Origin of the sequence: Micromonospora foliorum, assembly GCF_022229015.1 — a bacterium.
Classification (GTDB): Bacteria; Actinomycetota; Actinomycetes; order Mycobacteriales; family Micromonosporaceae; genus Micromonospora; species Micromonospora foliorum.
Genome location: NZ_JAKKFF010000104.1, coordinates 1 through 26555 on the forward strand (window position 1 = coordinate 1; position 26555 = coordinate 26555).

The window sequence follows — 26555 nt, forward strand, 5'->3', positions numbered from 1 at the left end:
GTGGAGAAGTAGTCCACCCCGGTCAGGCACATCACCTTCCACCAGGCGTGGGGCGTGGCGTGCGACCCTCCGCTCTCCGGGCCCGCCGGCTGCACCCGGTGCTGGAGCAGCCACCGCGTCACCGTCCTCGACGGTGGGCGCAGCGAGCTGGGCACCTCCACGCGAGCGGGCATCGCCGCCTGGCCCCTTGGACGCGAATCGGCGCCTCGGTCGGTAGCAGCGCCGCGGGCAGTGTTCTGCCTGCGGCGCGACCGCGGGTGTTCGTCCGGCCTATTGCCCATGTCGGCTCCGTCCCTGCGTCGGTCGCCTCGCCTCGCGACCATCGCAAGATCATGAGTGCGGCAAACAGCGGACACACTACCCACACCACTGGACGGCGACTCATCCCAATACCCGGCCACGGGCGATGCGCTGCAGTGCGGGTGACGGTCGCCTTCGAGTCGCGGTACACGCGGCCGGTGGCCCTGCTGCTCGCCGACAACGTCGTCCGCGTCGCCGATCCGGGGACACGTCCGGCCGCCCGGGTCACCGACGACCCGGTCGTGTTCAACCTCATGCTGTTCGGCCGGGTTTCCCCGGTGCGGGCGGCGCTCACCGGCGGCATCCGTGTCGGCGGCCCCCGGCCGTGGCTGCTGCCCACCTTCATGCGCAAGGTGCGCTGCCCGAAATGACGGGGCACGCGACGTGGACCGGTCCCCGGCGGCGGGTCAGTGCCAGAATCCGCGCAGCACCCGGCGCACGATCGCGGGGCGGAGCAGCCGGGTCGGCGGGTCCACAAGGTTGAGCACGCGCAGGAAGGCGGCGCCCAGCACGGCGTCGTTGCGGGCGGCCGCATGGAGGCGGTGCACGTACCAGTTGACCAGCCGCACCCGCGCCGAGCGCGGCCCGGGCACCTGCGGAAAGCGCAGGTCGGTGCCGACCGCGATGGACCACGGGCCGTCGATCAGCCTGCCCGCGCCGCGGAAGAAGCGTCGGGCCAGCCGGTCCGGGCCGCCGGGCAGGACCGAGCGGAGCAGCAGGCCCTCGCTGGCGGCGACCGTCATGCCCTGGCCGTACACGGGATTGAAGCTGCACACGGCGTCGCCGACCACCAGGTAGCCGAGCGGGAAGCGGCGCAACCGCTCGTAGCGTCGGCGCACGCTCGCCGGATAGCGCATCTGGGCTGGACCGCCCACCGGGACGGCGTCGCGCACGAGCCGGCTGATCACCGGCATGCCCAGCGACTCGGCGTACAGGGTGAAGCCCTCGTGGTCCGCCGGCGGCTGCTCGCCGAGCATGCCACTGAGCGCCACCGCGAAGCGGCTCTCCTCCTGGGCGGCGACGATGCCGGTGCGGGGGCGACCCGGCACGGCGTTGGTCAGCGCTCCGAGCAGACCGTCGAGATGATGGGACTCGCGCTCGTAGATGCGGGTGACGTAGGTGACGTCAACCGGAACCCGCTGCTCCGACGGCGTCGGGTAGCCGAGCTCGGCCAGCCAGGCCGGGCTGCGGGACGCCCGGCCGCAGGCGTCGACCACCAGGTCCGCGTGAATCCGGTACTCGGTGCCCGTGCGCGGCGTCACGAGCACACCGGTGATCCGGCTGCGGTCCTCGGTGCTCAGCAGCGCGGTCGCCTCGGCGGGCGGGCAGAACCGGACGTTGGCCAGTTTCCGTACCCGCGCGCGCACCGTGCCCTCCAGCAGCGGGCGGCTGACCCCCACACCGACCAGGTCCGACGCGGTTCGACGCATCGGGTAGCCGTCGTTGCACCAGTGCACCTGATCGTGCAGGTCGACCAGCGGCGCGCCGGCGGCGCTCAGCTCGTCGCTGAGGCCCTCGAAGAGTTCGTCGAGCGCTCGCCGGCCCTGGGCCAGCAGCACGTGTAGTTGGCGGGACTGCGGAACTCCACGCCGTGCCGTCGCCACCTCGGGCAGCGTGTCGCGGTCGACGATCGTGACGGTGTCGTACGCGTCGCTCAGCACCCGGGCGGTTATCAGGCCGGCCATGCTGGCGCCGAGCACGACCGCGTTACCTGCGGGGACCATGGCTGTGATGCTAGGTTGGCCGGCCCGACCGGTCGTCTCCCGACGTGCGCACCCGACAGGACGCGGAGTCGGTCTGCTCCATAGTCGACACGTTCGGCCGTGCCTCAGCGTTCCCTGCGACGACTCAATCAGCACGGATGGACTACCGAGCTCGACCGACAATCCTGGGGCATCGACATAGAGCAGACCTGGCCCGGTGACGACCGACGACCCGTTGGGCACCGTTCAAGGCCGTTCAGGGCGCCGCGCTGCTCCCAAAGCTGCTCCCCCGATCCGCAACTCGCACCGGCCAGCCGAGCCGCGATGGTCACCCGTAGCGAAGCCCTCGATCCTCGAGTAGCAGGACGTCGGCACCATCCGACACTCGGCGACGCCCCCCTTCCACAACGTGCACTGGAAGGGCGACATCGATTCAGCCTGGACTGCGTCATTTGCCGACGGACCGGCCGCACCACCCGGCTGACCCACGGGGCTGAACACGGCACCTGCTCCGGTGACAGCAGGACCGGCCAGCACTCGGCGGCCGCGCGGATCTCAGCCTTCAACCACACCTCAGAGCAGGAACGGACGATCGTCGGCCCACTAACTGATCCCACCCGTTCGACCGCGGCTGATAGCGTGCGCCGAACATGAAGATCATGGGGGAAACATCGATGAACCGAACTCGACTCGTCCTGACTGGCGTGGCCGTTGCGGCGGCGATCGCGATGTCCGGCTGCGATCCGCAGCCCAAATCTGAGGGCACCGCAACCACGCCGTCCCCGGCGGCCTCCAGCGCCACCCCGGCCACCACCGCGGCCAGCACCGCGGCCAACGACGCGGCCACAGTGAAGGCCTGCGCCGACATCACGAAGGACATCAAGGACAACGCGGCCAAGATCAGCAAGGCCGAGAAGATCGGCCCGCCAGCCGGGCACTTCGCGGTCAGTGCCCAGTGGGCCGCCGGCTCGGTCGCGATCCTGGCGCACTCGATGGGCGCCAACGAGGCAGTCACCGCCGCCTCCGAAAAAATCCAGAACGAGATGATGAGCCTGAGCGACGCGTACAACAAGTCCGCCGACGCCAAGCCCAGCATGAAGGCCCTGGAAGCCGCCATCAAGGAGCTGGACACCGCCTGCTCGGCCGCCTGACCGGTTCGACCACGCAATCGGCGGTGACCGTCACCCGGACGGTCACCGCCGATTCGCATGTCCGTGCGGCCTGCGGGATCTGGGTCAGCGGCCTCTGAGTAACGCACGGTCAGCCTGCGCGACGCCCAGCGGAGCTTCCGCGAAGAGCGGCGCGCTGTTCCCGGCGAGCCGCACATCCCTCCAGATATGTGGCTACTGCTGACGGAACCGATTCCGTACGGCGGTGACCTCTTCCGGAAACGATCCGTCGTCGTCGACGGGTGTCCGAGAGGTGGCGACCCCAGTCGTCAAGGGCGGACCCGCAGCACACTTCCGCCCGCTCACCTGCAACGTTCTACGTCGATCTACGGCTCACCTGCAGGCGTGGCGTTAGGCGACCCGAGACACCGGCCGGGGCCAGCCATCCCGGAACCCAGGACCTGTACGTGGGCCATAAGATCCACGTCTATGGTCCGCACCACACCTCCGCGTCCCCTAGACATCACCGCGCTCTTCCCTGAACTGCGGGAACATTCCATCACCGCTACCCGCCTGCATCCCCGACCCGGCGCCCCGGCCGTTACGGACAGCTCGGTCGGCGGACCGCTGTTGTGGCCGGCCGACGAGGTATGGCCGGTCTGCGACGACGCCGGGGCGCACGAGCCATGGAACCTGACCACCCCGACCGCCCTGCACCGCAGGCGGGAGATCCTCGCGACCGCGGAAGCCCGGGAGCCGCTGCCGGGCGGGGACTTCTTGACTGTGGAGGAGCGGGCCGAGCTCGACGCGGCCGATGCTCTGGACCTGGACGACCTGATCGAGGATCCCATTGCGTTGGTCCCGGTCGCGCAGCTGTACCGACGAGATATCCCGGACTACGCCGGTCCGGACGGCACCGACCTGCTCCAGGTGCTGTGGTGCCCGGTGGACCACTCGGACCGGCACTACAGCCCTCGCGTCTTCCTCTACTGGCGCGACAGTTCCGCCGTCGGCCCGCTGCTCGAAGCGCCTCCCGAGCCGCCGGTGATCAGCGACATGTACCTGCCGCTTTCGTGCGTGGTGCACCCCGAGCAGGTCCGCGAGTACCAATACGCCGATCTGCTCCCCGTTGACCTACGCGAACGGCTCGACGAGTGGGACGAGGACGAGAGCCGTCCCCACTATCAGAACGACTTGTCGCTCGCGCCGGGATGGAAGGTCGGCGGATACGCCAACTGGTCACTGACCGATCCGTACCCGATGGATTGTGCTGCCTGCGGCACCACGATGACCTTGATTTTCACCGTCGACTCAGGCGACTGGAACGGCATGCATTGCAGCTGGCGCCCGTCCGAGGAAAACCCGACTGCTTCCCCAGACATCGTTGGCGTGCAGATCGGGCGCGGCTACTCGCTGTACACCTTCTGCTGCCCCGAATCAATCGATCATCCCCCGGCCACCGCTGTGCAGTGACGCGGCCTCCCTCCATGGCTTGCCGGCCTTCGAGACGCACCCAACTCACTCGACATGGGCGGACGCCGCCGGCTGACGTCCGGGAGCACCATGGCTGACATCTCCGGGTCCGTCGGAGTGGTCGTCACAGCGGATGCGCTGATTAGGGCGCCACCGGGTGAAATTGCTGCCCAGCACGATCCCGGCGCGTTCGAGTGTCGGGTGATCAACGAAGGGGACGACCGCGTCGACGGGCAGATGCGGTGCTGCGACCAGAAGCTCCCGCAACTGCGGTGCCGCGGCGAGGCCATGCAGGGCTGCCGGGTGGCGGAGGTGACGCATCCCGAGGCACTCGGTCCGCGTCAGCATGGTGCTGGAGCCGAAGTCCGGAAGCCGTTCGACGGTGAGCGTTTCCAGCCACAGCCACTGCAGTACAGGCAATCGTGTCACCGGGGTGAGGTCGCTGAGCTTTCGAACCCGGCGCAGCGCCAGGTAGCGAAGCGTGGGGATCTCGGTGAGCCAATCGCTGTTCGTCAACGACCCAAGGGTCAGCGCCAAGGCCTGCAGGTGCGGCAGGGCAATGATGGGCAGGACGTGGTCGACGGGGAGCCGCCACAGCGACAGGTCCCGCAAGCCCGGGTTGGCGTGCAGCAGCTTGGGGAGACCACGCCGGTGCTCAACGATCCTCAGCCGGCGAAGCCGACGAAACCGGGCAACCGGAGCCAGGTCGAAGGGCTTCCGAGTCTCGCCGATGTCAAGGAACTCCACCTCAGCGCTCAACTTTTCGGGGCTTGCCGTCACCGCCGGGGAGCGGCACTCCCATGTCCGCCGCGTCCGACAGCCCCCTCGAAACGGGATAGCCATGTCGGACCGGCCGGTGCGATGATCGACATCTGGGTCGCTAGCTCAACTGGATAGAGCATTCGACTGAGTAGCGTGTCCGCTCCCCGCTTGCGCGGTGATGGGTGCGCTTCCTTCTCCTAGTTGGATCGAAGGGTTCGGGGTTCGAGTCCCCGGCGACCCACTGTGCCGCGGCTGCGGAGCGGCATCTGCCGGAGTTGACCGGAACGGGGAACCACGTGCTCGAGAAGCTGATCATCCAGAAGACCCTGCGCGTGCCGGTCAACACTGGCGCGGCCGGCGATAGCACGGCGGTGGCCCGGCAATTGGACGTGGCGCTACTCGATGTCGGGTTTTCGGCGTCGCGCGCTCTGCTGGAGCACATCGGCGCCCTGGCCCCCGCGCCGGCAATGGACCTGGCAGCCATGGTCGTCTCGGCGGTGCGCGAACTGGTGGGCGACCATGTCCAGCACAACGCCTATTTCATCGGCTTCCCTGATGACGTGCCGGACACCGCCGAGTTCTGGACGGATCGGCTGCGGGCGGCCGTTTTCACCGGCGGAGGCACGGCAACCGACGAGCAGCTGCGGGACGCCGCCGCCTCGGGTGCGGTGAACCTGCTGGACCTGCCGGCTTATGGGACCTACCAGCACACCTATGCCGAGCTGTTGGCCGCGCACGACGAGCTGATCACCGCAGCCGGTGATCGGGTGACCTTGCTACGCCTCGGCGACGCCGTCGACGTAGAGGCAACGCGGCTCTATCTGGCCCTGGCCAGTAGCTCAACGCCGCTTGGCGAAGCGGACCTCGCGATCCTCAGCGAGCTCGCGGTCGCCTGCGTGGACGGCGCGCAGCCGGCCGAGATCCCGGTACGGGAGAACCGCGCCGTGCTCAACGGGATCCGGCTCGTCCTCGGCCGGCCGCTGGTCGGCGTGGACACGACGACCGACGTGCTGCGCCTCGCCTGCCAGGTCTCGGGCGGGGACGCATCGCTCGTGACACCCACGCGATTCCGCGCCTTCCGACGCCCGGAGCGACGCGTGCTTCTCGCCGCGCTGAACGATGTCGTCGGCGCGAGTCCAGGCAAGCTCGGCGATGTCGTCCGCTACGCGGAGCGGTGGAAGCGGCTCGGGGAACGGCTGCACCCGCACGAGTACGACCAGTGGCCGCACGCACAGGCGGTGTTCGAGGTCGCGCGTGGCGAGCGGCGAATAAGCAACCTCGCCGGTCGCGCGGAGGCGGCGATCCGCGCCGGAGCCATCAGTTCGGCCACCTCGGTGCTATCTGCGGCGCCGGGCCTGCTCCTGCGATCTGCGGACCGGCTGCTGCGGCTGGCGTCGGAGCCGGAGCGAACCGCTGTCGTCGACGCAGTCGCCGACGCGCTCGGCTCGGCGTCGGGCCGAGTGCTGCTCTCGCTGCGGGAGCATGTCGACAACCGGCTGACGCCAGCGTCGGCCCGCATGTACGCGAGCCGCTCGCGCAGCGCGTGGGTAGGTCCCGACGAGCGGCCACCGCTGCCCGCCGAGCTGGTGGCCGAGCTGTCGTCGCTGCTCGACACCGAGATCAGCGCCCGACTACCGCAGCAGGATCGACCGCTGCTAGTGGACCCGGAGGTGCTCGACATCGCACTGCCGCTGTCCGGCAAGGCAGCAGAGGGCGGCTTCGCGGTCCTGCCAAGGGGCTCGCGGGCATCGGTGTCTGGTGAGCTGCTGCGCTTCTTCATGTACTGGCGCCAGGCAAGTCGTCGTACCGACTACGACCTGTCGGTGCTGCTGCTCGATGACGAGTTCCATGGTGCAGGCCAGGTGTCGTGGACGAACTACCGCCACAACGGTGTGGTTCATTCCGGCGACATCACCGACGCGACGAATGGTGCAACCGAGTTCATCGACATGCCCATGACGACCGGTGGGCACTATGTTGTTCCGCAGGTCTACATCTATACGGGTGAGTCGTTCGACGAGGTCGCCGAGTCGATGTTCGGCTACCAGACCCGCACGCAGGGCCAGCTCGGTGCCCCATTTGACGCACGGACGGTCCGGGCGCGTTCGCACCTGCGTGGCCAGGGCCGGGTCGCGCTGCCGATGGTGTTCGCCAGGAGCGAGGACGGCTGGCAGGCCGTCTGGCTTCACCTGTACCTGCGGGGTACGCCGTCATTCAACCGGGTGGAGGACAACACGTTCACCACGGCCGACCGAGTACGAGCACTGATGGAGCGGCGCTACCTCACCGTCGCCTACCTTGTCGACCGTTGGCGCGCAAGGGCCGAGGTGATGACGTGGGACGGTCGGCTGCCGGACGAGCCGGTCACGTTCATCGGCATTCAGGCGCCCGAGGACCTGCCAGACGGGTCTGAGGCATATACACTCGATCGGCTCAGTGAGCTGATCCCTGAGTAAGCAGCGACAGCCGAGGCCATGCAGGCGCTTCCTTCTATTCCGTTCAACTCGGGAACCTCCGCGCAAGCGGAGGATGTGGTTATTCCAGCGCCTGCGCTTTCCTCGGCTCTCGCGGCGAGGCCACATCTTCGTGGGCATGGAGCTGACCGGGCGTCGGCTATCGGGCGAGGAACTGCGGGCCGTGTTGGATGATCCGGCGACCGTAAGTTTGCGGCTCTTCGGCGACCTCGACGATGACGACGCAGAGATGCCCGATCCCGAACTGGATCTGCACAAGTCCTGGCACGCCCTGCACGACCTGCTGGCCGGCACCGCCAGGGCGGTGAACGACCCAGCCGCTGCGGCCGTCCTCGGCGCGACGACATCGGCGAGGAGGGCGGTTACGGGCCGCCACGCCTCCTCCATGTAGCAACGGTCCGCGTCGTCGTTGCCGCGCTCGACATGCTGGGCGTTGATACGTTGCGCGCCCGCTTCGACCCAGACGCCCTGGAAGCTCGCGGACATATATCCGGGTGGGTGGGTTCGCGGCCTTCCGGGGGTTGATTAATGCTGGCAGGTACGGCTCGTTCAGCGGTCCGACTTTCAATACCGTGACCGCATGCCCGAGTTGATTCTGCCGACCGTCCGCCTGCACGCCGCGTTCTTGGAGTGCCGCGACGACTGGGGCCCTGGCCTCCACGAGGACGGCTTCGGCCTGAGGGCCAACGACGACGTGGACTCGCCCGAAGGCTTCGCCGCTTGGGTGCACGAGCGGGCCCGACTGACCCATCCAGCCGGCGACCCGTGCCCGGACGAACAGCACGGCTCATCCCGGTGGATCGTCGATAACGGCCAGGTACTCGGGGGAATCGCCCTCCGGCACAAGCTCGACACCGGGATCGGCCAGATCGGCTACGGCGTCCGACCGTCCGCGCGCCGCCGAGGACTGGCGAGTTGGGCACTCGGCGAGATGCTCACGGAGGCTCGCGTCGTCCTGGGCCTAGATCGCGTCCTCATCTCTTGTGTGGCCGATAACATCGCGTCGGCCCGGACGATCGAACGCAACGGTGGCGTCCTCGAGGGCATGCGCGACACCGAGCATGGTCCAGTGAGGCGCTACTGGATCGCTTTAGAGCGGTGATGGGTCACGCGATGCGCAGGGCTGCCACCGACCTCACCGACCCGAGCGCCACCATCAACCCAGCCGGCGACAGCGCCGCCGTCTATAGCGACGCGGCCTACGGCGTCGGCGAGGTCCTCGAGCAGCTCAAACGCTGGGATCGACGCCAAGGCCAAGGTCCAACCACCCGTCGCTCCCGCAGGGAATTCTGATCCGGGCCCACCGGAATTTGCCCGAACCAGCAGCGTCCTCCGCGTAGTCGACGGTCAGGCTCCAGCACCACCGTGTCCGGCCGACCGCGGGCCTCGAACACCGGTGCCGCCGACATTTCGCCGAGCGGATGGCGGGCGGTGATTGCGACATGTTCACCTTGACGCAGCAGATCGGGCGTGTTAGCTCTCCCAGTCGTGTGGTCGGCGCCGGGCCGCCCACCGGGACGCCGAGGCCAGCAAGCAGCCGGCGGGGCGTCGACACGCGATTCACTATGCAAACCGGATTCACCCGGAACCGACCGTCGAGCCCCGCGCCCGACGGTAGGCTGTCCTCAAGCTATAAGACGTTGGCAGCAAGACCTCCGTGACATTAGCCAGCTTGGACAACACGGTCCACACATCTCTCAGAGGGGCTGTTCCTGATGGCTGGAGCATCTGGTGGCGGCGGGAAAAATATTGTGCTGGTCCATGGAGGATTCGTGGACGGATCGGGTTGGCAGGGCGTATATCAGATTCTCCGGCGGGACGGTTACAAGGTCACCGTTGTACAGAACCCCACGACCTCCCTCGACGGCGATGTCGCCGTAACCAAGAGTGTGATCGCCAATCAGGATGGCCCGGTGACACTCGTGGGCCACTCATATGGCGGGGCTGTAATAACCGTGGCAGGAAACGACCCGAAAGTGTCCGGGCTCGTTTACATCAGCGCGTTCGTTCCCGATGAGGGTGAATCCCTCTCGGCATTGATGAAGGACCCCCCTCCCGGAGTGTCACCACCGCCGCTCCTGCCGCCCCAGGATGGATTCCTCTTCCTGGACAAGGCGAAGTTCCCGGCGGCATTCGCGGCGGACGTCGATGCCGATGTCGCCGCCTTCATGGCCGATAGCCAGGTTGGGTGGGGTGTTGACGCCCTCGCCGGGGTGGTAACTGCGCCGGCGTGGAAGAACAAGCCTAGCTGGTACATGGTCACCACAGAGGACTCGATGATTCCACCTCCAGCCCAACGCATGATGTCTGAACGTGCGGGGTCGACGGTCATCGAGCTCGACGGCAGTCACGCGGCCTACGTAGCGAAGCCAGAACCCGTTGCCGCGCTGATTGAACGTGCCGCTGTCAGTACCGCTTCATTGCAGTAAGCCGAGGGGCCGCTACCACTACGGGTATCAGCACCAGGGAAGCCACCCTCGGCAGCGCTTCGTGCGTCGGTGAATGAAGGCCGCATCCGGCCGATGGCGCGCCCGCATAGACGATGACCTTGCGCGCCATTTTCTGAAACGCCGCGACCACCGACTACGTTACGGCCGGGTGCCGACGCCTGGTGCTCTAGTCGGTCAAACGTCCATTCGGGCGGGCCTCAATTCTGACAGAAGTGAAAGGCTGCAATGCTGCTGACGTTTGGCCGACCGCACATCCACGCCGGCCAACACCACGTCCCGCTGGCCTTGCTGCAGGTGGCAGCCGCCCAGGGTGAAGGAAACGCCGTCCTGGACTGACTCAATCCCCTGGTGGCCGGCTCGTGGTGCGACAAGGGGCGGATGGAGGCGGACGATGGCGTCGGAGCGCGGTGCCGCACTGCTGCGCCCTCCGACGAGTTCGGGACGCGCCACGTTCCTGGAGCTCTTCTTCGATCTGGCCTTCGTGGTGGCCCTCACCCGGGTCTCGCAACGATTCGCCGACCTGAACGATGACACTGGCTGGGCACTCGTCGAAGGGTTCGGTCGTACCCTGCTGCTCTTCTTGGCCCTCTGGCTGATCTGGTCGCACACCACCTGGATCACCAGTCGCTACGAACCGGAGCAGCCGGTCATCCAGGCCGTCGTGGTCGGCACCATGTTCGCCGGTCTGGTGATGGCGGTGACGCTGCCGCGCGCTATGGAGGAACGAGCGCTGCCGTTCGCGGCGACGTACGTGCTGGTGATGGTGGTGCGGCCGTTGGTGCTCGCCGCCGCGCTGCGTGGCCATCCGCGACGGCTGGTGCCGTTCCGGTTTGCCGTCTGGGCTGCGACGACCGCACCGCTCTGGCTGGGCGGCGCGTTGGGCCCCGACCGACTTCGCCTGCCGCTGTGGGCTGCCGCCCTTGCTGTCGACTACCTCGTCTGGGGCCTGGGCTGGCCGCTGCCGTGGCTCGGGGCCTCGAAGGTGAGTCGCTGGCGGATCGCTGGGGTGCATCTTGCCGACCGTCATCAGCAGATGTTTCTCATCGCACTCGGCGAGTCAATCTTGGTCATCGGCACGGTTTTCAGCGGGACGAACTACTCCGCGGAGCGGGCAGCCGCCTTCGGAGTCGCGTTCGCCACCAGCGCGCTGCTGTGGCGGATCTACTTCCACCGCGCGGGTCTGCTGCTGCCCGAGGCGTTGGGTCGAGCGGGCATGCCCGGCCGACTGGGGACGGCGTCGGGACGGACGCATTTGCTGCTCGTGTTCAGCGTGCTCGTCACCTCGGTCGGCTACGAGCTGGTGATCGACCACCCGTTCGGGCCGCCGCGGCCCAGTTGGCTTCTGTTCGTGGTAGGCGGTCCGGTGCTCTTCCTCGTCGGCCGCATGCGGCTGGAGTACGAGATCTTCGGCCGGGTTTCCCGATCCCGGATGATCGGCGTGGTGGCCCTGCTGCTGATCACGCCGGCGTTGGCCCACCGGGCGCCGATGGTCGGGCTGAGCGTGGTCGCCGCAGTGCTGTCACTGGTGGCGCTCCTCGACGCGCTGCGGAGCCGGGGACGGCCGCTGGAGGTTCCCGCGTCGCCAATCGGGCGGGAGACATCCGGCGATCGCGACTCCGAGGCGTGACCGCACGCAGGCCGCACACCGCGACCAGCCCCGAATCCGGCCAGTGCAGGATTCAGGACTTCACGCCGGGTGAGAAGTGGTGCCCACCGATCTGACCGCCTCGACGTAGTCGTAGAAATGCTCCGTCCGTTGCCCCGGGTCCCGATAATCCGGGCGAACGGCCCCGACGGCGGCGGCTACCAGGGTGATGCGGTGCAGCCGTGTGTAGAAGGCAGCCTGTGCGGCGACCGTGAACGGTTCCCGGAATGGTTCGGGGAAACTGCTCGCGGGGCCTGCGACGTCACCGCTGATGACCGACTCTGAAGCTCGCGCAAGTCTAGCTGCGATGCTGACCTCTTCGGATCCGCCGAAGAGGTCCCCAGCCTTTAGTGACTGGTCAGGGCCTTTCCGGTGAGATCGGTGTCTCGCTCTCGGCGTTCTTCTCTCGCCTACGGGAGGACAACAGCCCGGCGGATTAGCCCGGCCCGTGCGGGCCTGGATCTCCGCGGCCGATCGTGACCGGGCTTGCGCCCGGCCACGATCGGCTCGCTCGTTGGTAGGTTACGACTGTTCTGTCACTGGGACCGTGGGTCGTTGAACCAGCCGGTGGAGAACCGCTGTAAGGCGGCCAGATCGAACGTCGTGCACGTCAGTGTCTGGAAGGCGTGTATCGCTTTGAGCTCCTGGTCGTCTGACGGTGCCGGTCCGCCGACGATGCGGGTGCCTTCCGGGCTGGTGACGTAGGTGCGCAGCTGGTCGAGCTGCGCGGCCGGCAGCGACGGCGAGTACTGCACGATCACGTAGCCGTCGCCGACGACGTGCCCGAAGTCGTTGTCCGGGGTGGCCTCGCCGGGCTCGAAGAAGTCCTTGTCTGGATGGCCTCCCCCGGTACCGCTGAACCGCTCGGTACGCGGCCCGACAGTGCACGTGCCGACCGCCGTGGTGGCGGGGGCGTTCGCGCCGGTCATCTCCAGCACCGCCAGGACCCCTGCCGCGAGCACACCAACGACCGCCAGCGTGGCGAAGGCGTACCTTCGCGCGGCGGGCCATGTCAGCCGCGCGAACGCCTTGCCGACGAGCACCATGGCGACGATGCCGAGTAGCTGTCCGATCTCGATGCCGACGTTGAAGGCGATGACCCGGACGAGCAGGCCGTCTTCGGGCAGACCGAGGTCCTGCAGGCGGGTGGACAGGCCGACGCCGTGGATCAGACCGAACGCCAGGACGCCGAGCCCGAACAACCGCCACTTGTCGCGGTGACCGAACCAGCCCACCAACCCGACGAAGACCAGGCTCATCGCGATGACGACGTCGACGGCCGTCGCGTTGACCTGCCAGCCGGCGAGCGTGGCGATGATCAACGTGGTGCTGTGACCGAGAACGAACACCGAGATCAGCTTGGCGGCACGCCGCAGGTTCGCGGCGAGCAGGACGATCCCGGCAATGAACAACAGGTGATCCCAGCCGAGCAGCATGTGTTCGATGCCGAGCGGAACGAACTCCCACACGCTCATGTCGGCGGCCGCACCGCTGATTCCGTGCGCCCATGCGGCCCCCGGCGTGCTGGCGGCGGCAGCAACGCCGAGCGCCCCGGCGACGAGCACCCGGGCACCCGGGGCTGTCAGTCGTGAGGTTGGTCGGTGCGGCGACCGGTTGTCCGGGCTCACTGCGGCGGCGCCGTTTCCTCGGCCGCGACAACGTGGTCCTTGCCGTCGACGGTGACGTACGTGATCCGGAAGCCGATGTCGGTGAGTCCGGCGTGCGAGGCGAGGTGCCGGATGCCCAGCCGGGGTGCGTCCTCGGCTCGGACGCCGAACGTGCGGGTGTTGCCGTCTGGCAGCTTGATGACGACCGCGTCGTTGGTGGCCAACAGCAACAGGCCGACTATCGATGCGGTGGGCTGCTGGCTGGCGGAAGCGGCGGGAGCGGGCGATCCCGCGGTACCGGTGTTGGCGTCACCGCCACATCCGGAGAGCAGTGCGACGGTGAGCAACGCGGCTGGCACGCCGCGGGTGAAGACAGTGGACATGGTGGGTCCTTGTTCTGAAGCGGAGGGAGCCGACCCGACGGCTTTCGCGTCGGGTGGCGGTGGGTTCGCGAGCTACGTGCCCGCGCGGCGACATGCCTGGCGGCTCAGATGTGAGCGTTACCGAGGGCGTGGATGGGCCGCTGCGGCGGTGCCCGTCCGGCCGATGCCAGTGCCTGCCAGGTCCGCCGGGCGGCGATCTGACGCCGGGCGTGCCACCGGGCGCGGCGGGTGGCGTATGTGGGGGCGTGGCCGCGCAGCAGGGCGGCCAACTGGAGCAGGTCGTCGACCCAGCAGCGCCACAGAAGCGAGGTGCCGGCGCCCATCGCCGCATGGACGACGCACCCCAGCAGCAGCACACCCAGCGGCGGCATGTCGTGCTGTCCGGTGAGGGCGTGCTCAACGAACTCGGCGGCGACGAAGGCTGCGGTGCTGAGCAGGCTGGAGCGGTGTGCGGCGGCCCGCCGGGAGCGTTGTAGGTGCGCGTCCAACTGTGGTCCGCCCCGCACCGCGACCGCGAGCACAGCGAGCAGCGATCCGCCGGCCAGGCAGCCCGTCAGCAGGACGGCACCTGACAGGTGCGGATGGTGGTGGGTTTCCCCGCTACCAGGGCCGGTGTGGCCGAGCAGCCATATCGTCGCGGCGTGCGCCGTCAGCCACCCGAAGACGCCGAACAGCAGCGCCGAGGCGGCGAACAACAGCCGGCCGCCGCGCTGGGCACGTCCTCGCACCGCGTCCGTCTGCCCCTCCGGTCCCGCCGCGATCATGAATGGTTCCGGTCAGGATACGTCGTGAGCCAGCACCAAGGGGAGGTGCGAATTTGGCCGACTCCTGGCTTGTTGTTCCCTTGAGGACATTGACGGAGCCATCGCGGACATCGCCGTCGAGCGGCTGCGCTGAGCCGACCGAGCACAGATCGCCCTGTCAGACGCGGCCCGCCAGTGCGCTACAACTCGCTCACGACATGCCCGCCGGCCTCGCCGGGTCGGCGGCTCACCGGTCGTCGCAAGCGCGACGCCAGGAACGTCAGCACGGCATCGGTGGCACGAGCAGTGGCTTGTTCGTCGATACCTCCACGTGCGCGGACACCGGGCCCGCCGCGAACAGCAGCCCCGCCAACACTGCACCGGCCAGTACGCCCGTCCTCGCCCACCCTCGAACCATGATCGCTTTCAATCGCGTGGAGGCCGCGCGGAGCGCGACGTCGCCCTGGATACGTCTGGAGCCGTCCGTAGGCGGTCGACCTTCCCGACGGCCGGGCACCCGGCCACTGACTGCCGATGGAGCACGACGTCATCGGAATGTCCGGCCTCCTGCCTCGTCTCGCCAATCGCGCTCACGTCCGACCCACAGGTAGCGCCTCGAAGGCGAAGCGGCGCATGAGGTCGGGCAGGATGGCGTCAAGCGCGGTGACGCTGCCCTGCCGGTCGCCGCCTCCGTCGTGCATCAGCACGATCGATCCGGCCTCGACACCCTGTATGACGGTGGCGGCGATGCTGGCCGCTCCTGGCACTTCCCAGTCCCGTGGATCTACTGCCCAGTGCAGGCTGGTCATGCCCAGTTCATCTGCCACCGCGACGACCTGGTCGGTCCAGGCACCGCCGGGCTGCCGGAAGTACTGGATCGAGGTCTGCGCAGCGGCAGCGTGGATCGCGTTACTGGTGCGCTGCAGGTCAGCCTCGATGTCCTGTCGAGGTCGGGTGCCGAGATCGAGGTCATGGTTCCACGTGTGGTTGCACACCGTGTGTCCCTCGGCGACGATCGCGCGCACCAGGTCGGGGTATGCCTCGGCGTTCTCCCCGACCAGGCAGAACGTCGCCTTGACCTGAGCGCGACGCAGCACGTCGAGAATGAGTGGGGTCCACGTCGGGTCTGGGCCGTCGTCGAAGGTCAGCGCCACCTGCGCCGAGCCGGTGGTCATTCGCGCGCCGGACGGGCCGCCTTCTTCAGAGGAGAGCCGGACCTGGCCGTGCGCCCGCTCGGGTGCTCGCGAGGGCTCAGCGCTTGGCTTTGGCCGAACGTCGGGATCGTGTGCGCCGGCCACGGTCAGGTGATGGGGCGCCGGGCTGAGGTGCCGATCGGTGAACAACTCCCGTCCGATCAGGTAGGCGCCGCCGAGCAGCGCCGCCACCACCAGGAGCACGATGCTCGTCGCGCGGGCGGTCGTAACCGACCGCATCAGTCGACCTCACTGGCGCAGATCGCGACGGAACCTGCTGTGCCACACATGCCCACTGTCGCCCCTTCTCCCACACCCGACAGCGGCCAGGCTAGGTAGGTGGCGACCTCTGAGGGGACCAATCGGAGGAGGGTTCACCTCATCGGCTGACCCGGGCCCAACAGCGCACGCCAGCTGGCCCGCCCGGCGTCAGGGCCAGTCGGCATCGCGTGCCTCGGCGGAACTCCACGGGTCGGCCATCCGGGCGCGATCGACTCCGACGGTGGTGGCGGGCGGTGGCGAATCGGCCGGGCGCGGTCGCGGGGGCGCCGTCACGGTGGTTACGGCGGCGGGGTGAGCGCTGACGAGGGCGGCCAGCCCGGTGGTCAGCGGCACCGCAGCCACGAGGCCGAGCGTCCCGACGAGGCTCCGGACGATCTCCTGCGCGATGAACTCGCTGTTCAGCGTCTGCGCGACTCCTCGGCCGCTGCCCAGGATCAGGACCAGGACGGGCAGGGAGGCACCCGCGTAGGCCAGGATGATCGTGTTGACGACCGACGCGATGTGCGCGCGACCCACCCGGGTCGCCGCCAGGTACAGCTGCCGCCGGGACAGGGCGGGGTTCGCCGCCGCCAACTCGGCCACGGTCGCCGCCTGGGTGACGGTGATGTCGTCGAGGACGCCGAGGGAGCCGATGATGATCCCGGCGAGCAGCAACCCGTGCAGGTCGACGTTCTGGTAGAAGATTCCCAGCGAGCTGGCCTCTTCGGTGCCGAATCCGGTCAGGTGCGTGACGCTCATCGCCAGCGCCGCCAGCACGCCGGTAAGGATGAGGCTGACCAGGGTGCCCAGCAGGGCGACGGAGGTCCGCACCGAAACGCCGTGGGTCAGGTACAGCACCACGAACATGATCGTGGCAGACCCGACCACCGCCACCAGCAGCGGTGGTTGGCCGGCGACGATCGCCGGCAGGATGAACAGCAGCACCACCGCGAAGGTCACCGCCAACCCGGCCAGCGCAGCGGCGCCGCGCAGGCGCCCGAATCCGATCACGGCGAGCGCGACCAGGACCGCCAGCCAGATCAGCGGGACCCCACGTTGGTGATCGCTGATCGTGTACTGGCTGCTTGTCGGATCGGCCGGATCGGTGAGGACCAGCACGACCACGTCGTCGCCCACATCGACGCGGGGGGCTCCCGGCCCGTCAGGCACGGAGGTCTGCACGGACCGGCCGGCCTCGGCCCCCTCGGTGACGCGGACCTCGACGGTGCCACATCGGCTCACCGTCATCCCGGACGGGGTTTGCACAACCTCCTCGGGCGCGCACTCCCGCAGCTGCACCGCCGTGACGGTGCCCAGCCGGCGCTCTTCGGCGCCGGAGCGGTCGGTGGGGATGGCGTCAGTCGGCCACAGGACCACCAGCGCGACCACGGTAGCCGCCATCATCGGGACGATCACCGCGGTCATAATGCGGCGTACCCGCCGGGGCGCTCGCGGCAGCACGTGCCCATCGATGTGCTGCGCACCCACGCCGTCTCCACTCTCCGTCCGGACGTCCCTGTCACCGCAGGTTAACTGTTAGGCATTCCCTGCCGGTTGCGGCGCCGGTGTGACAGGTCGGTGTGGTGGTGGGCGCCGGGGTGGCTGTCCGGGTCGGTGTGAACGGTGGCGCTGGTCAACCGGGGTACGGCGTGAGTTAGCTGGTGTTCGGCGTCGGCGGCGATCTCGTGGGCCGCGACAAGGCTCAGCGTGGCGTCGACCACGAGGTCGGCTTCGGCGTGCAGGTGGTGGCCGATCCACCGCATCCGTACGGCGGTGACGTCGCGGACGCCGTGCACTGCCCGCAAGGTCGTCTCCGCCTGGTCGACGACACCCGGGTCGACCGCGTCCATCAGCCGCCGGTACACCTCCCGGGCCGCGTCCTTCAACACGAAGCAGATCGCGACCGCAATGGCCAGACCGACGACCGGATCGGCCCAGCCCCATCCGATCCAGGCGCCCGCGGCTGCGGCGACGACCGCGAGGGAGGTGTAGCCGTCGGTACGCGCGTGCAGCCCATCAGCGACCAGCGCGGCCGAGCCGATGCGTCGACCCACCCGGATGCGGTACTGGGCGACGAGTTCGTTGCCGGCGAACCCGACGATGCCGGCGGCGAGCACCCACGGCAGGTGAGTGACCTCGGCCGGGTTCAGCAGGCGGCTGAGCGCGGTCCAGCCGGCGGCGACTGCCGACGCGGCGATCACCACCACGATGACGATGCCGGCGAGGTCTTCGGCCCGACCGAATCCGTAGGTGTAGGCGCGGGTCGCCGCCCGACGCCCGAGTAGGAACGCGATCCCCAACGGCACCGCGGTCAACGCGTCGGCGACGTTGTGCAGGGTGTCCCCGAGCAGAGCCACCGACCCTGACACGACCACGATGACCGCCTGCGCGGCGGCGGTGATCCCGAGGCCGACGAGGGAAATCCCCAACGCCCGCAGCCCTTCGTGTGACGATTCCAACGCGGGGTCGATCTTCGCCTGGGAGTCGTGCGAGTGCGGGACGAGCAGGTGACGCAGGCGCTGCCACCACGAACCCGGCCCATCGTGATCATGGTCGTGCGGTCCGTCGTGGCTGTGGTGGTGCGCCTCGCCGGGTCCGTGCGCGGGTGACCCGTCGGGCCCGTGGCCGCGCGGACCGTCCTGCCGGTGGGCCTGGTCGGCCGCGTGATCACGATGAGGTTCGGCGTCGCCGTCGTGGCGGTGGTGCTGATGGTCCTGCACAGGCTCCCTCAGGCGCGGCGCGGAACTTCCCCGCCGGAACTGAGGTGAATAATATGTGCTCATGTACGCACGCGACAACGTTGCAGGTGCCAATGACCTGCAACAACGCCTCCCACCGGGCGAGCAGGTGACGGCGGCAACGGACATGCTGCGCCTGCTGGCCGACGGCACCCGCCTGCAACTGATGTGGCTCCTGCGCGATGGCGAGCACGACGTGAGCGCGCTGGTGGCGGCCGTGGGTGTGGCACGGCCGGCGGTGTCACAGCACCTGGCCAAGCTGCGGCTGGCCGGGCTGGTCAGGGTGCGCCGAGAAGGCCGCCGCGCTCTCTACACGACCTCCGGCGGGCATGTCCGCCGGCTGGTGACCGAGGTGCTGAACGCCGCCGCGCACCGGGTCACCGGCACGCCCGAGCACGACTGACCAGCGGGGTCGGTGCCTATTCGGGGGGCGTGGAGCGGGGGTCGTCGAACCAGTCGCGGGTGAATTCGGCGAGGGCGTCGGGGTCGACGGTGGTGCAGGTGAGGGTGCGGTACACGTGGGTCGCCTTCACGGCTGCCTTCTGCTCGGGCGCGGACCCGCCGACGACCTTCCCGCCGCTGGGGTCGGTGACGAAGCCCCGTAGCTGCGACACCTGCTCGGCGGGCAGGTCCGGTCGGTAGGTGACGATGACGTACCCGTCGCCGATCACGTGCCCGAACGAGGTCGCCGGCACCGTTTCTGTCGGCTCGAAGAAGTCCTTCGTCGGGTGGCCGCCACCGGCGGGGAAGCTCAGGTCCCGGTCGGTGACCTCGCAGTCGCCGAGCGCCTCGGACGTGGGCTGCACGGGTCGCAGCGCGTCGCCGCCGGAGGTGATCGCCAGCACCGCCGCGGCGATGACGCCGGCGGCGACGAGCACACCGTGCGACAACCGCGTGTCGCGCAGCCGGGGCAGGTAGTGGCGCAGCACGTCGCCGAGCATGAACATCGCGACCACTGCGATGAGCTGGCCGATCTCCACGCCGACGTTGAACGCCAGCACCCGCGGGATCAGCCCGTCCGAGGGCAGGCCGAGGTCCTGCAGCCGGGTCGACAGGCCCAGGCCGTGGACGAGACCGAAACTGAGGACGGCGACGGCGAACCAGGACCAGTTCTTCGGCCGGCCGCGCAGTCCGACGACGCCGACGAACACCAGGCTCAGTGCCACCACGATGTCCACCGGGACCGGGTTGATGTGCCAGTCGGCGACCGTGGCGGTGAACAGGGTGATGCTGTGCCCGAGGGCGAACAGGGAGATCAGCTTCGCGGCGCGCCGCATCTCACCGGCCAGGAGCAGGATTCCCCCGACGAACAGCAGATGGTCCCAGCCGGCCAGCATGTGCTTGGTGCCCAGCCACACGAACCCGCCGACGGTCTCGCTCGATCCGCCGACCCCGTGGGCCCAGGCGATGCCGGGTGCTGCGAGCAATGTCATGACCACCATGGCGCTGACCGCCGCCGTCCGCCTGCCTGCCGCTGACATCGCCACTCCTCTTCTCCAGCGCCCACCCGATGGGCAACGCAACGCCGCCCGGCAACTCCGGGTCGCACACGGTAGTCGGCGCCAGCGCCGAAAAAGTTCCCGACCGACGAACCACCACGGTTTGATCACGCAGCATGCAGGTCAGCCGGAGGCCGGGCCGGGTTCGGGTGTCTCTTGCTCCGTCGATCGTCGATCCACTTCACTCTCGCGCCGGCAGTGTAACCGTGGTTACATAGACGCGTGGTGAGACCTTGGGCCATGGCGAACACCGGCCCGCGGTTCCATCCGAGCCGGTCGTCGTTGCCACAGGAGGTGGGTCATGACGTCCACCGGGCCGCCTGATGTCGGCGACGCCGGACTTTCCGGACGGTGGGTGTTGTTGGCCTACCGGTTGCCGCGAGAGCCGTCGCGTCCGCGGATCGCGGTGTGGCGCAAACTCGAACGTCTCGGAGTGGCCAGGCTCGGCGACGGCCTCGTCGCGCTGCCCACCGACGCGCGCACGCGCGAGCACCTCGACTGGCTCGCCGACGAGATCAGCGAGTACGGCGGCACCGCTACCGTGTGGCTGGCGTCGCCCAGCACCGCCGGCCAGGAACGCCACATCGCGGCGACGATGCGCGCTGCCCGCGCTGCGGAGTACCAGACAGTGATCACCGAGGCGGGCGTGGCGGCGAGCGCCGGTGAGGTGGAGCGGGCACGGGTGGTACGACGGCTACGTGGGGAGCTTCGCCGCATCGCCCGGCGGGATTTCTTTCCCCCGCCCGAGCGGGACCGAGCCCGCACGGCCGTGCAGGCCCTGGCCGACACCGTCGCCCCAGTCGACAGGGAACCCGAGCAGGAGCGGGCATGAGGTGGGCTACGCGCGCCAGTGTGCACATCGACCGGGTCGCCTGCGCCTGGCTGATCCGCCGGCACCTCGACCCTGAGGCCGAATTCGTGTTCGTCGACGATCCGGCGACGGTGCCGGCGGATGCGATCCCGTTCGACATGCGTGGCGTCGACCTGGGCCATCACGGCGGCGACTGCACCTTCGAGACGATCTTGCGCCGCTACGAGATGGCCGATCCGGTGTTGTGGAAGATCGCCGAGATCGTGCACGAGGCGGACCTCGATGACGAACGCTACGACGCGCCGGAAGCGCCCGGCCTGGACGTGATGCTGCGTGGCCTGTCGATGGTGCTCGCCGACGACCATCAGATGCTGGAGCTGACCGCGCCAATGTTCGACGGTCTTTACGAGTACCACCGTCGCGGCCTGCTGCTCGACCGCCCACCCGCCTGACCCCACCGCACGCGCGAGCCTGACCGGAGCGACCGATGACAAGGACCGAACCCGCCACGGGCGCCACCAACGCTCCGGCCGGTCTCCCCCGCCCCGCGAGCCCGACCACGCCGCCCGGGGACGTGGTGTCGCTCGCGCAGGCGACGAAGGTGTGGTTCGCCATCTCCTTGCAGACCTTCGGCGGCCCGGCCGGGCAGATCGCGGTGATGCAACGCCACCTCGTCGACGAGCGACGGTGGATCGGCCAGCGTCGGTTCCTGCATGCCCTGAACTACTGCATGCTGTTGCCCGGCCCGGAGGCTCAGCAGCTGGCCATCTACATCGGCTGGTTACTCAACGGCCTACGCGGAGGGCTCATCGCCGGCACCCTGTTCGTGCTGCCCGGACTGCTGGCCCTGCTGGCCCTGTCCGCGGTCTACGTCGGCTTCGGCGACGCCACCGTCGTCGCCGCGATCTTCTCCGGCCTGGCACCGGCGGTGGTCGCGATCGTCGCCCAAGCGGTGTGGCGGGTCGGCACCCGCGCCCTGACCAACCCGGTACTGGTCGCCGTCGCCGTCGCCGCGTTCGTCGCACTGACCATGTTCGGGGTGCCGTTCCCACTCGTCATCGCCGCCGCCGCAGCCGCCGGTTGGGCCCTGCACCGGTGGCGACCAGCCCTGGTCGCCACCGGCACCGGACACGGCGACACCGACGGCCCTGCACCCCTGATCCCAGACGACGCTCTGCACCACGACCGGCCCTCGACGCGCCGACTGGCACTCATCCTGACCGTCGGCCTGACCGCCTGGTTCGCGCCCATCGCCGTGGTCGTGGCCACCACCGGCACCGCCAGCGTCTACACCCAGCAGAGCCTGTTCTTCTCCGGTACCGCCGTCGTCACCTTCGGCGGCGCCTACGCCGTACTCGCCTTCGTCGCCCAACGCGCCGTCGAGCACTACGCCTGGTTGTCCGCCGGCGACATGCTCCGCGGCCTGGCCCTGGCCGAAAGCACCCCCGGCCCCCTGATCATGGTCGTGCAGTTCGTCGCGTTCCTCGGCGCGTACCACCACCCCGGCGACCTCAACCCCTGGGCCGCCGGGATCATCGCCTCGCTGCTGACCACCTGGGTCACCTTCGTGCCGTGCTTCCTGTTCATCCTCCTCGGCGCCCCCTACGTCGAGCGCCTCCGGGGAAACCACGCCCTGTCCGCCGCGCTGACCGGCATCACCGCCGCCGTCGTCGGGGTCATCGCCAATCTCGGCCTCTACTTCGCCGTGCACACCCTGTTCCGCACCACACACACCGTCGCCGACGGACCGCTACGACTGCAGCTGCCCGACCTGACGACGGCACAGCCGATACCCATCGCGATCGCCGCCGTCGCCGCAGTGTTGATCTTCCGGTTCACCTGGTCCGTGCCGCGCGTCCTCGGCGTCGCCGCGGCCCTCGGGCTGACGGCCGGCCTGCTCAACCTCTGACCACGACCACTGACCATGGCTAAGTCAGCTCGACCGAAGCCGACGACCGGCGACTGGCGTGTGCAGGTCGGCGAGGAGCACCGGTTCGCTGAGGTGGTGCCGCTGAGGTGGCCGCCTGCGGCCGGCAGGGGCAGCTCCTCGCGAGTGCGCGCGCGGCGACTTGGCGTAGTCGACGGACGTCCGCAACCACTCCCGCAGGCGGACCGACGTCGATGGTTGCTGCGTACTGGTTGCGTACGCGGCTCTGCACTTCAAGCAGTAGGCCGACACCGCCGCCAGCGGGAACGCGGGCAGAACTCCAGAGGGGATGTGCCGGGCTCCTATTAGGCCACGTCGAACCGGCCGGCGGCGGCACGCGATGTCCTCCCGCCGGTCGACGTATCGCTAACAAGGCACCGTAGCCCGTTGTTTCCGGGTCAGACCGCCGGGAGGACGTCGGCGACCATGATGCCTGGAGTTGGTTTTTCGCTGGAAGATACGGACGGGCCCCCGGGGCCGCCCTCCGGTGAGGACCGGACGCTTCGCCTTGCCGTCCCGCCCGGTCCCCGTCACCACGGCATGGCCGGGGTACACCGCCAGGTGGAGCGTAGGGAGTGATTGTCACGTGGACGGGTAGATAGCTGATTCGGCTAAGCGCGCTGCGGGAGGTGTAATGGTCAGGCGTGAAGCGTTCCGTGGGGCGGTGGTGCTGATCACCGGGGCGTCGAGTGGAATCGGCCGCGCGACTGCCTTGGCGTTCGCGGCGGAAGGGGCCAGGTTGGTGCTTGCCTCGCGCGGCCAGGAAGCGCTTGCGGAGGTGGAACAGGACTGCCGGGCACGAGGCGGGCAGGTGTTGGTCGTGCCGACCGACATCGCAGATCCCGCCGCCGTGGAGCGGTTGACCCGGCTCGCGGTGCAGCGGTTCGGACGAATAGACGTGTGGGTCGAAGCGGCCGCTGTCGGCATCGCCGGACCACTGGGCTCTGAATCGGTGGACGAGGTTCGTCGGCTGGTGGACACCAACGTGTTCGGCACCGTGCTGTGCGCCCGCGCCGCCGTGACTACCTTCCGCGCGCAGGGCGCCGGGATCCTCGTGCTCGTCGGGTCACTGCTGTCAGTGTTCCCGAATCCTCTGGTGCCGCTGTACTCCATGACCAAGTTCGCCATCCGAGGGCTGGCCCTGAACCTTCAGCAGGAGGTCGCCCGTCACCCTGGGATAGAGGTCTGTCTCGTGATGCCCGGACCGGTCGACACGCCGTTCTTCGAGCGGGCCGCCAACCACTCGGGCCGTGAACTACGAGCGATCCCGCCCGCATATGCACCTGAGCGTCTCGCCGCCACCGTCCTCGCCTGCGCCCGCCGCCCGCGCCGACAGGTGACCACCGGGGTGGTCTCGCACCTGGCGCTGGCCGCCCACCGGATGGCACCGCGGGTCGCCGAGTCGATGGTCGCCCGGTGGAGCGCGACGTTCTTGACCAGACCGACCACAGCCGCGCCGGGACCGGGGTCGCTGTTCCATCCACCTCCGACCGGAGCGGTGCACGGCGGATATCGCCGCATCCGGGTCCGTCGTCGGCTCGGCGAGTGGCTCGGTGCCGTGCGGACCGGAATTAGGGTGAACCGCGCCGGTGCTGGTAAAGACCCCTCTGCGTAGGAGGATCTGACGTCGATCAGGCCACCGGAAAACCGCCGACGTCCTGATCCGAGGCCAGCAGATCCTTCCACCGATACCGGTTGGTAGGTAAGCAGTTCCAGGACCGCCAGCACGAACAGCGCCCGGAAAGGTTGGATCGCCGGCGTCATCTACCGCGACCCGGACACCGTCCACATGCTCAGCAACGTGGGCGGCACCAGGTACATCGCGCGCGTGGTCGAACTGAAGTAACCGCTGGCACGGCGGTCGGACACGGAAACCGGCATTCCGGAAAAACCATTGCACTAGGTGCGTAACCTCCCGGACATGGTCTCTCGCACATGGCGTAACCTGTTGCTCACAGCGCTCGGGATGGGCGTGCTCGCCGGTGCCGGTCAACTCGGCATCGCGTTCAGCTTCGGCATCGTCCAGCTCGTCGGCGCCTCCACCGGCGCCGCCGTCAACCAGTGGCCTGCCCAGCTCGTCTGGGTGGGCTGGTTCGCGGCACACGCCGCCGTAGCCGGCACCGTCGTCGCCGCCCGCCTGGCCCGCCCGTACGAGGCGCTGGCGAGCACGGGCAGATTGGTCTCCATCGCCGCCGCCGCCGCGCTGGGCGCCACCGTCGTGGCCCCGCTCTGCATCCGGCCGGCCCAGGCCGCCGAGCGCTTCTCTGTGGACCCAATCTTGGCCGTCGGCATCTGCGCGACCCTCGGCGCGCTGGTTGGCGCGGGTGCCGCTATTGCCGTACTGGTGAAGCCGCCGCTGGGTTGGAACTTGGCGGCAGTGGGCGGCGTGGTTTGGCTGCTGGCGCTCGTCTCGGTCGTCCCGTCGCTCGCAACCGCCGGGCCGGTGCCCGCCGTACGGCTCGGTGTGCTGGAGCCGGCCGGGCTCGACGCCGACGCGGCACACCGGCTGGCGATCCTGATTCTGCCGGCGGTGGCCCTGCTCATCGGCGCGGCGACCGGCGGGCTGGCCCGCTGGCGCGGGCACCCGCCGCTGGTCAACGGCGTGACCGGCACGGCCGGCACGGTGCTGGTCGCGTTCACCTATCTGACCGCCGGTCCCGGCGACGCCGTCGACCGGTACCAGATCACGCCGTACTACGGGGCGCTGCTCGCCGTCGCCGCCGGTGTGCTCGGTTCGTCCGCCGCCGCGTTGTTCCGCTGGCCGCTCCTGCCGCGCACCGCCGAAGCGCGGATCGCCGAGTCAACCGACATCCTCCGTCCGCTGTCCGCCGGCCCCACCCTGCGGCAGGCCATGAGGCCGGCCGTCGGTGGTACGACCGACGAGCCGGAGCCCGTCGACCTGGCCGGCACGGGGCCGGCCGCCGGCGCGACCGCAGCGAAGCCCCCGACCGCAGCCGAACCGCTGGGCTTCGGTGCACCGGCTGGGGACCGGGACGCCAGCGCCGCACCGGCTGTCACCGCCGCATCGGCCGCACCCGCCGACCTCGCCACACCGGCCGACCTCGACGACACCCCGGAGACATCGGAACCGGCCCCGGCAAAGGCGGCCCACCTTCCCGCGGGACCTGGCGGGGACGGCTCCGGGACCGCGGAGGCGGAGGCCGACAACACCGAACCCGAAGAGATGCCGCCCGACGGGGCCCTCGCCGCCCCGGGGACCCTCCGGATGTACCAGCCGCCGAAGACCGACCGGACGCGGGTTCAGGCGACCTGGCCGGTCGTTCCGGCGCGGCGGGTGCCGCCCTCGGCCGAGCCCGCTCCGGGCGCCGAGGCGACCCAGTCAGCCGGCATGCAAGAGAGGCCCGAACCGGCGCTCCCACCTCGGCACCGGCCGCCCCTGCCCAACCTGGACCGGGCCGCGAACTGGGACGCCCTCGCGACCGCCCAGCGCGCCGGGCCTCCGCCAACGACCGATGC

21 protein-coding genes, 1 tRNA gene and 3 pseudogenes are annotated in these 26555 nt (G+C 69.3%); 16 read left to right on the plus strand and 9 right to left on the minus strand.

Going from position 1 to position 26555, the window contains the following annotated elements; all coding sequences use genetic code 11:
- Positions 1–422: 422 nt before the first annotated feature.
- The gene (locus tag PSH25_RS09620) at positions 423–671 is read left to right on the plus strand and encodes a hypothetical protein (RefSeq protein ID WP_238658687.1); all 249 of its coding nucleotides are present in this window, start codon (positions 423–425) and stop codon (positions 669–671) included.
- 36 nt (positions 672–707) lie between these two features.
- Here the strand turns inward: PSH25_RS09620 and PSH25_RS09625 are convergent, their stop codons facing one another.
- A complete protein-coding gene (locus tag PSH25_RS09625) occupies positions 708–2024 on the minus strand; it encodes an FAD-dependent oxidoreductase (protein ID WP_238658688.1) in 1317 nt (438 codons plus the stop codon).
- A gap of 653 nt (positions 2025–2677) precedes the next feature.
- Between PSH25_RS09625 and PSH25_RS09630 the strand changes: the two genes are divergently transcribed.
- Positions 2678–3154, plus strand: coding sequence for a hypothetical protein (locus tag PSH25_RS09630; protein WP_238658689.1), 477 nt, complete (start codon positions 2678–2680; stop codon positions 3152–3154).
- A 447-nt stretch (positions 3155–3601) separates the two neighbouring features.
- On the plus strand, positions 3602–4585 hold the full coding sequence (locus tag PSH25_RS09635; protein WP_238658690.1) for a hypothetical protein: 984 nt from the start codon (positions 3602–3604) through the stop codon (positions 4583–4585).
- A gap of 45 nt (positions 4586–4630) precedes the next feature.
- Here PSH25_RS09635 and PSH25_RS09640 read toward each other — a convergent pair whose 3' ends face one another.
- The gene (locus PSH25_RS09640; protein WP_238658691.1) at positions 4631–5332 is read right to left on the minus strand and encodes a leucine-rich repeat domain-containing protein; all 702 of its coding nucleotides are present in this window, start codon (positions 5330–5332) and stop codon (positions 4631–4633) included.
- Positions 5333–5459: 127 nt separating this feature from the next.
- Here PSH25_RS09640 and PSH25_RS09645 point away from each other — a divergent pair.
- The 6 genes and pseudogenes from PSH25_RS09645 (at position 5460) to PSH25_RS09670 (ending at position 11898) form a co-directional block, all read left to right on the plus strand.
- Positions 5460–5588: transfer RNA gene (locus tag PSH25_RS09645), tRNA-OTHER, on the plus strand.
- Between the two features lie 55 nt (positions 5589–5643).
- Positions 5644–7803 (plus strand): TerD family protein, encoded by a 2160-nt coding sequence (locus PSH25_RS09650; protein WP_238658692.1) that lies wholly within the window; start codon positions 5644–5646, stop codon positions 7801–7803.
- A gap of 136 nt (positions 7804–7939) precedes the next feature.
- Positions 7940–8346 (plus strand): annotated as a pseudogene (locus PSH25_RS09655) (DUF1877 family protein).
- Between the two features lie 55 nt (positions 8347–8401).
- A complete protein-coding gene (locus PSH25_RS09660) occupies positions 8402–8923 on the plus strand; it encodes a GNAT family N-acetyltransferase (protein ID WP_238658694.1) in 522 nt (173 codons plus the stop codon).
- A 613-nt stretch (positions 8924–9536) separates the two neighbouring features.
- Positions 9537–10250 (plus strand): alpha/beta fold hydrolase, encoded by a 714-nt coding sequence (locus PSH25_RS09665; protein ID WP_274527236.1) that lies wholly within the window; start codon positions 9537–9539, stop codon positions 10248–10250.
- A gap of 412 nt (positions 10251–10662) precedes the next feature.
- On the plus strand, positions 10663–11898 hold the full coding sequence (locus PSH25_RS09670) for a low temperature requirement protein A (protein WP_238658696.1): 1236 nt from the start codon (positions 10663–10665) through the stop codon (positions 11896–11898).
- 554 nt (positions 11899–12452) lie between these two features.
- On the opposite strand, the gene PSH25_RS09675 is transcribed toward PSH25_RS09670, so the two are convergent.
- The 6 genes from PSH25_RS09675 to PSH25_RS09700 all read right to left on the minus strand — a co-directional run bounded on the left by PSH25_RS09675 (position 12453) and on the right by PSH25_RS09700 (position 18823).
- Entirely contained in the window at positions 12453–13481 is a 1029-nt protein-coding gene (locus tag PSH25_RS09675; RefSeq protein WP_238658697.1) for a HupE/UreJ family protein, read from the minus strand.
- Between the two features lie 59 nt (positions 13482–13540).
- Positions 13541–13906, minus strand: a complete 366-nt coding sequence (locus PSH25_RS09680; protein ID WP_238658698.1) for a hypothetical protein — start codon at positions 13904–13906, stop codon at positions 13541–13543.
- A gap of 104 nt (positions 13907–14010) precedes the next feature.
- The gene (locus tag PSH25_RS09685) at positions 14011–14670 is read right to left on the minus strand and encodes a hypothetical protein (RefSeq protein WP_238658699.1); all 660 of its coding nucleotides are present in this window, start codon (positions 14668–14670) and stop codon (positions 14011–14013) included.
- A 569-nt stretch (positions 14671–15239) separates the two neighbouring features.
- Positions 15240–16082: a polysaccharide deacetylase family protein gene (locus tag PSH25_RS09690; RefSeq protein WP_238658700.1), complete on the minus strand. Its 843-nt coding sequence runs from the start codon at positions 16080–16082 to the stop codon at positions 15240–15242.
- 189 nt (positions 16083–16271) lie between these two features.
- A complete protein-coding gene (locus PSH25_RS09695; protein ID WP_372492754.1) occupies positions 16272–17591 on the minus strand; it encodes a YibE/F family protein in 1320 nt (439 codons plus the stop codon).
- Positions 17592–17632: 41 nt separating this feature from the next.
- Positions 17633–18823, minus strand: a complete 1191-nt coding sequence (locus tag PSH25_RS09700) for a cation diffusion facilitator family transporter (protein ID WP_238658701.1) — start codon at positions 18821–18823, stop codon at positions 17633–17635.
- A gap of 61 nt (positions 18824–18884) precedes the next feature.
- On the opposite strand from PSH25_RS09700, the gene PSH25_RS09705 reads away from it, so the two are divergent.
- Positions 18885–19244 carry an ArsR/SmtB family transcription factor gene (locus tag PSH25_RS09705; protein ID WP_238658702.1) on the plus strand — a complete coding sequence of 120 codons (360 nt, stop codon included), beginning with the start codon at positions 18885–18887 and terminating at the stop codon, positions 19242–19244.
- Positions 19245–19260: 16 nt separating this feature from the next.
- On the opposite strand, the gene PSH25_RS09710 is transcribed toward PSH25_RS09705, so the two are convergent.
- On the minus strand, positions 19261–20322 hold the full coding sequence (locus PSH25_RS09710) for a HupE/UreJ family protein (RefSeq protein WP_238658703.1): 1062 nt from the start codon (positions 20320–20322) through the stop codon (positions 19261–19263).
- 319 nt (positions 20323–20641) lie between these two features.
- On the opposite strand from PSH25_RS09710, the gene PSH25_RS09715 reads away from it, so the two are divergent.
- The 6 genes and pseudogenes from PSH25_RS09715 to PSH25_RS09740 form a co-directional block, all read left to right on the plus strand.
- Entirely contained in the window at positions 20642–21172 is a 531-nt protein-coding gene (locus PSH25_RS09715) for a Chromate resistance protein ChrB (RefSeq protein ID WP_238658704.1), read from the plus strand.
- Positions 21169–21603, plus strand: coding sequence for a chromate resistance protein ChrB domain-containing protein (locus tag PSH25_RS09720; RefSeq protein WP_274527237.1), 435 nt, complete (start codon positions 21169–21171; stop codon positions 21601–21603). The genes PSH25_RS09715 and PSH25_RS09720 overlap by 4 nt, the downstream gene beginning before the upstream one ends.
- 35 nt (positions 21604–21638) lie before the next feature.
- Entirely contained in the window at positions 21639–23060 is a 1422-nt protein-coding gene (chrA, locus tag PSH25_RS09725; RefSeq protein ID WP_238658706.1) for a chromate efflux transporter, read from the plus strand.
- A 682-nt stretch (positions 23061–23742) separates the two neighbouring features.
- Complete coding sequence (locus tag PSH25_RS09730; protein ID WP_238658707.1) at positions 23743–24693, plus strand: SDR family NAD(P)-dependent oxidoreductase; 951 nt, start codon at positions 23743–23745, stop codon at positions 24691–24693.
- A 141-nt stretch (positions 24694–24834) separates the two neighbouring features.
- Positions 24835–24924, plus strand: a pseudogene (locus PSH25_RS09735) (cupin); the annotation flags it as partial.
- 75 nt (positions 24925–24999) lie between these two features.
- Positions 25000–26555, plus strand: a pseudogene (locus tag PSH25_RS09740) (hypothetical protein); the annotation flags it as partial.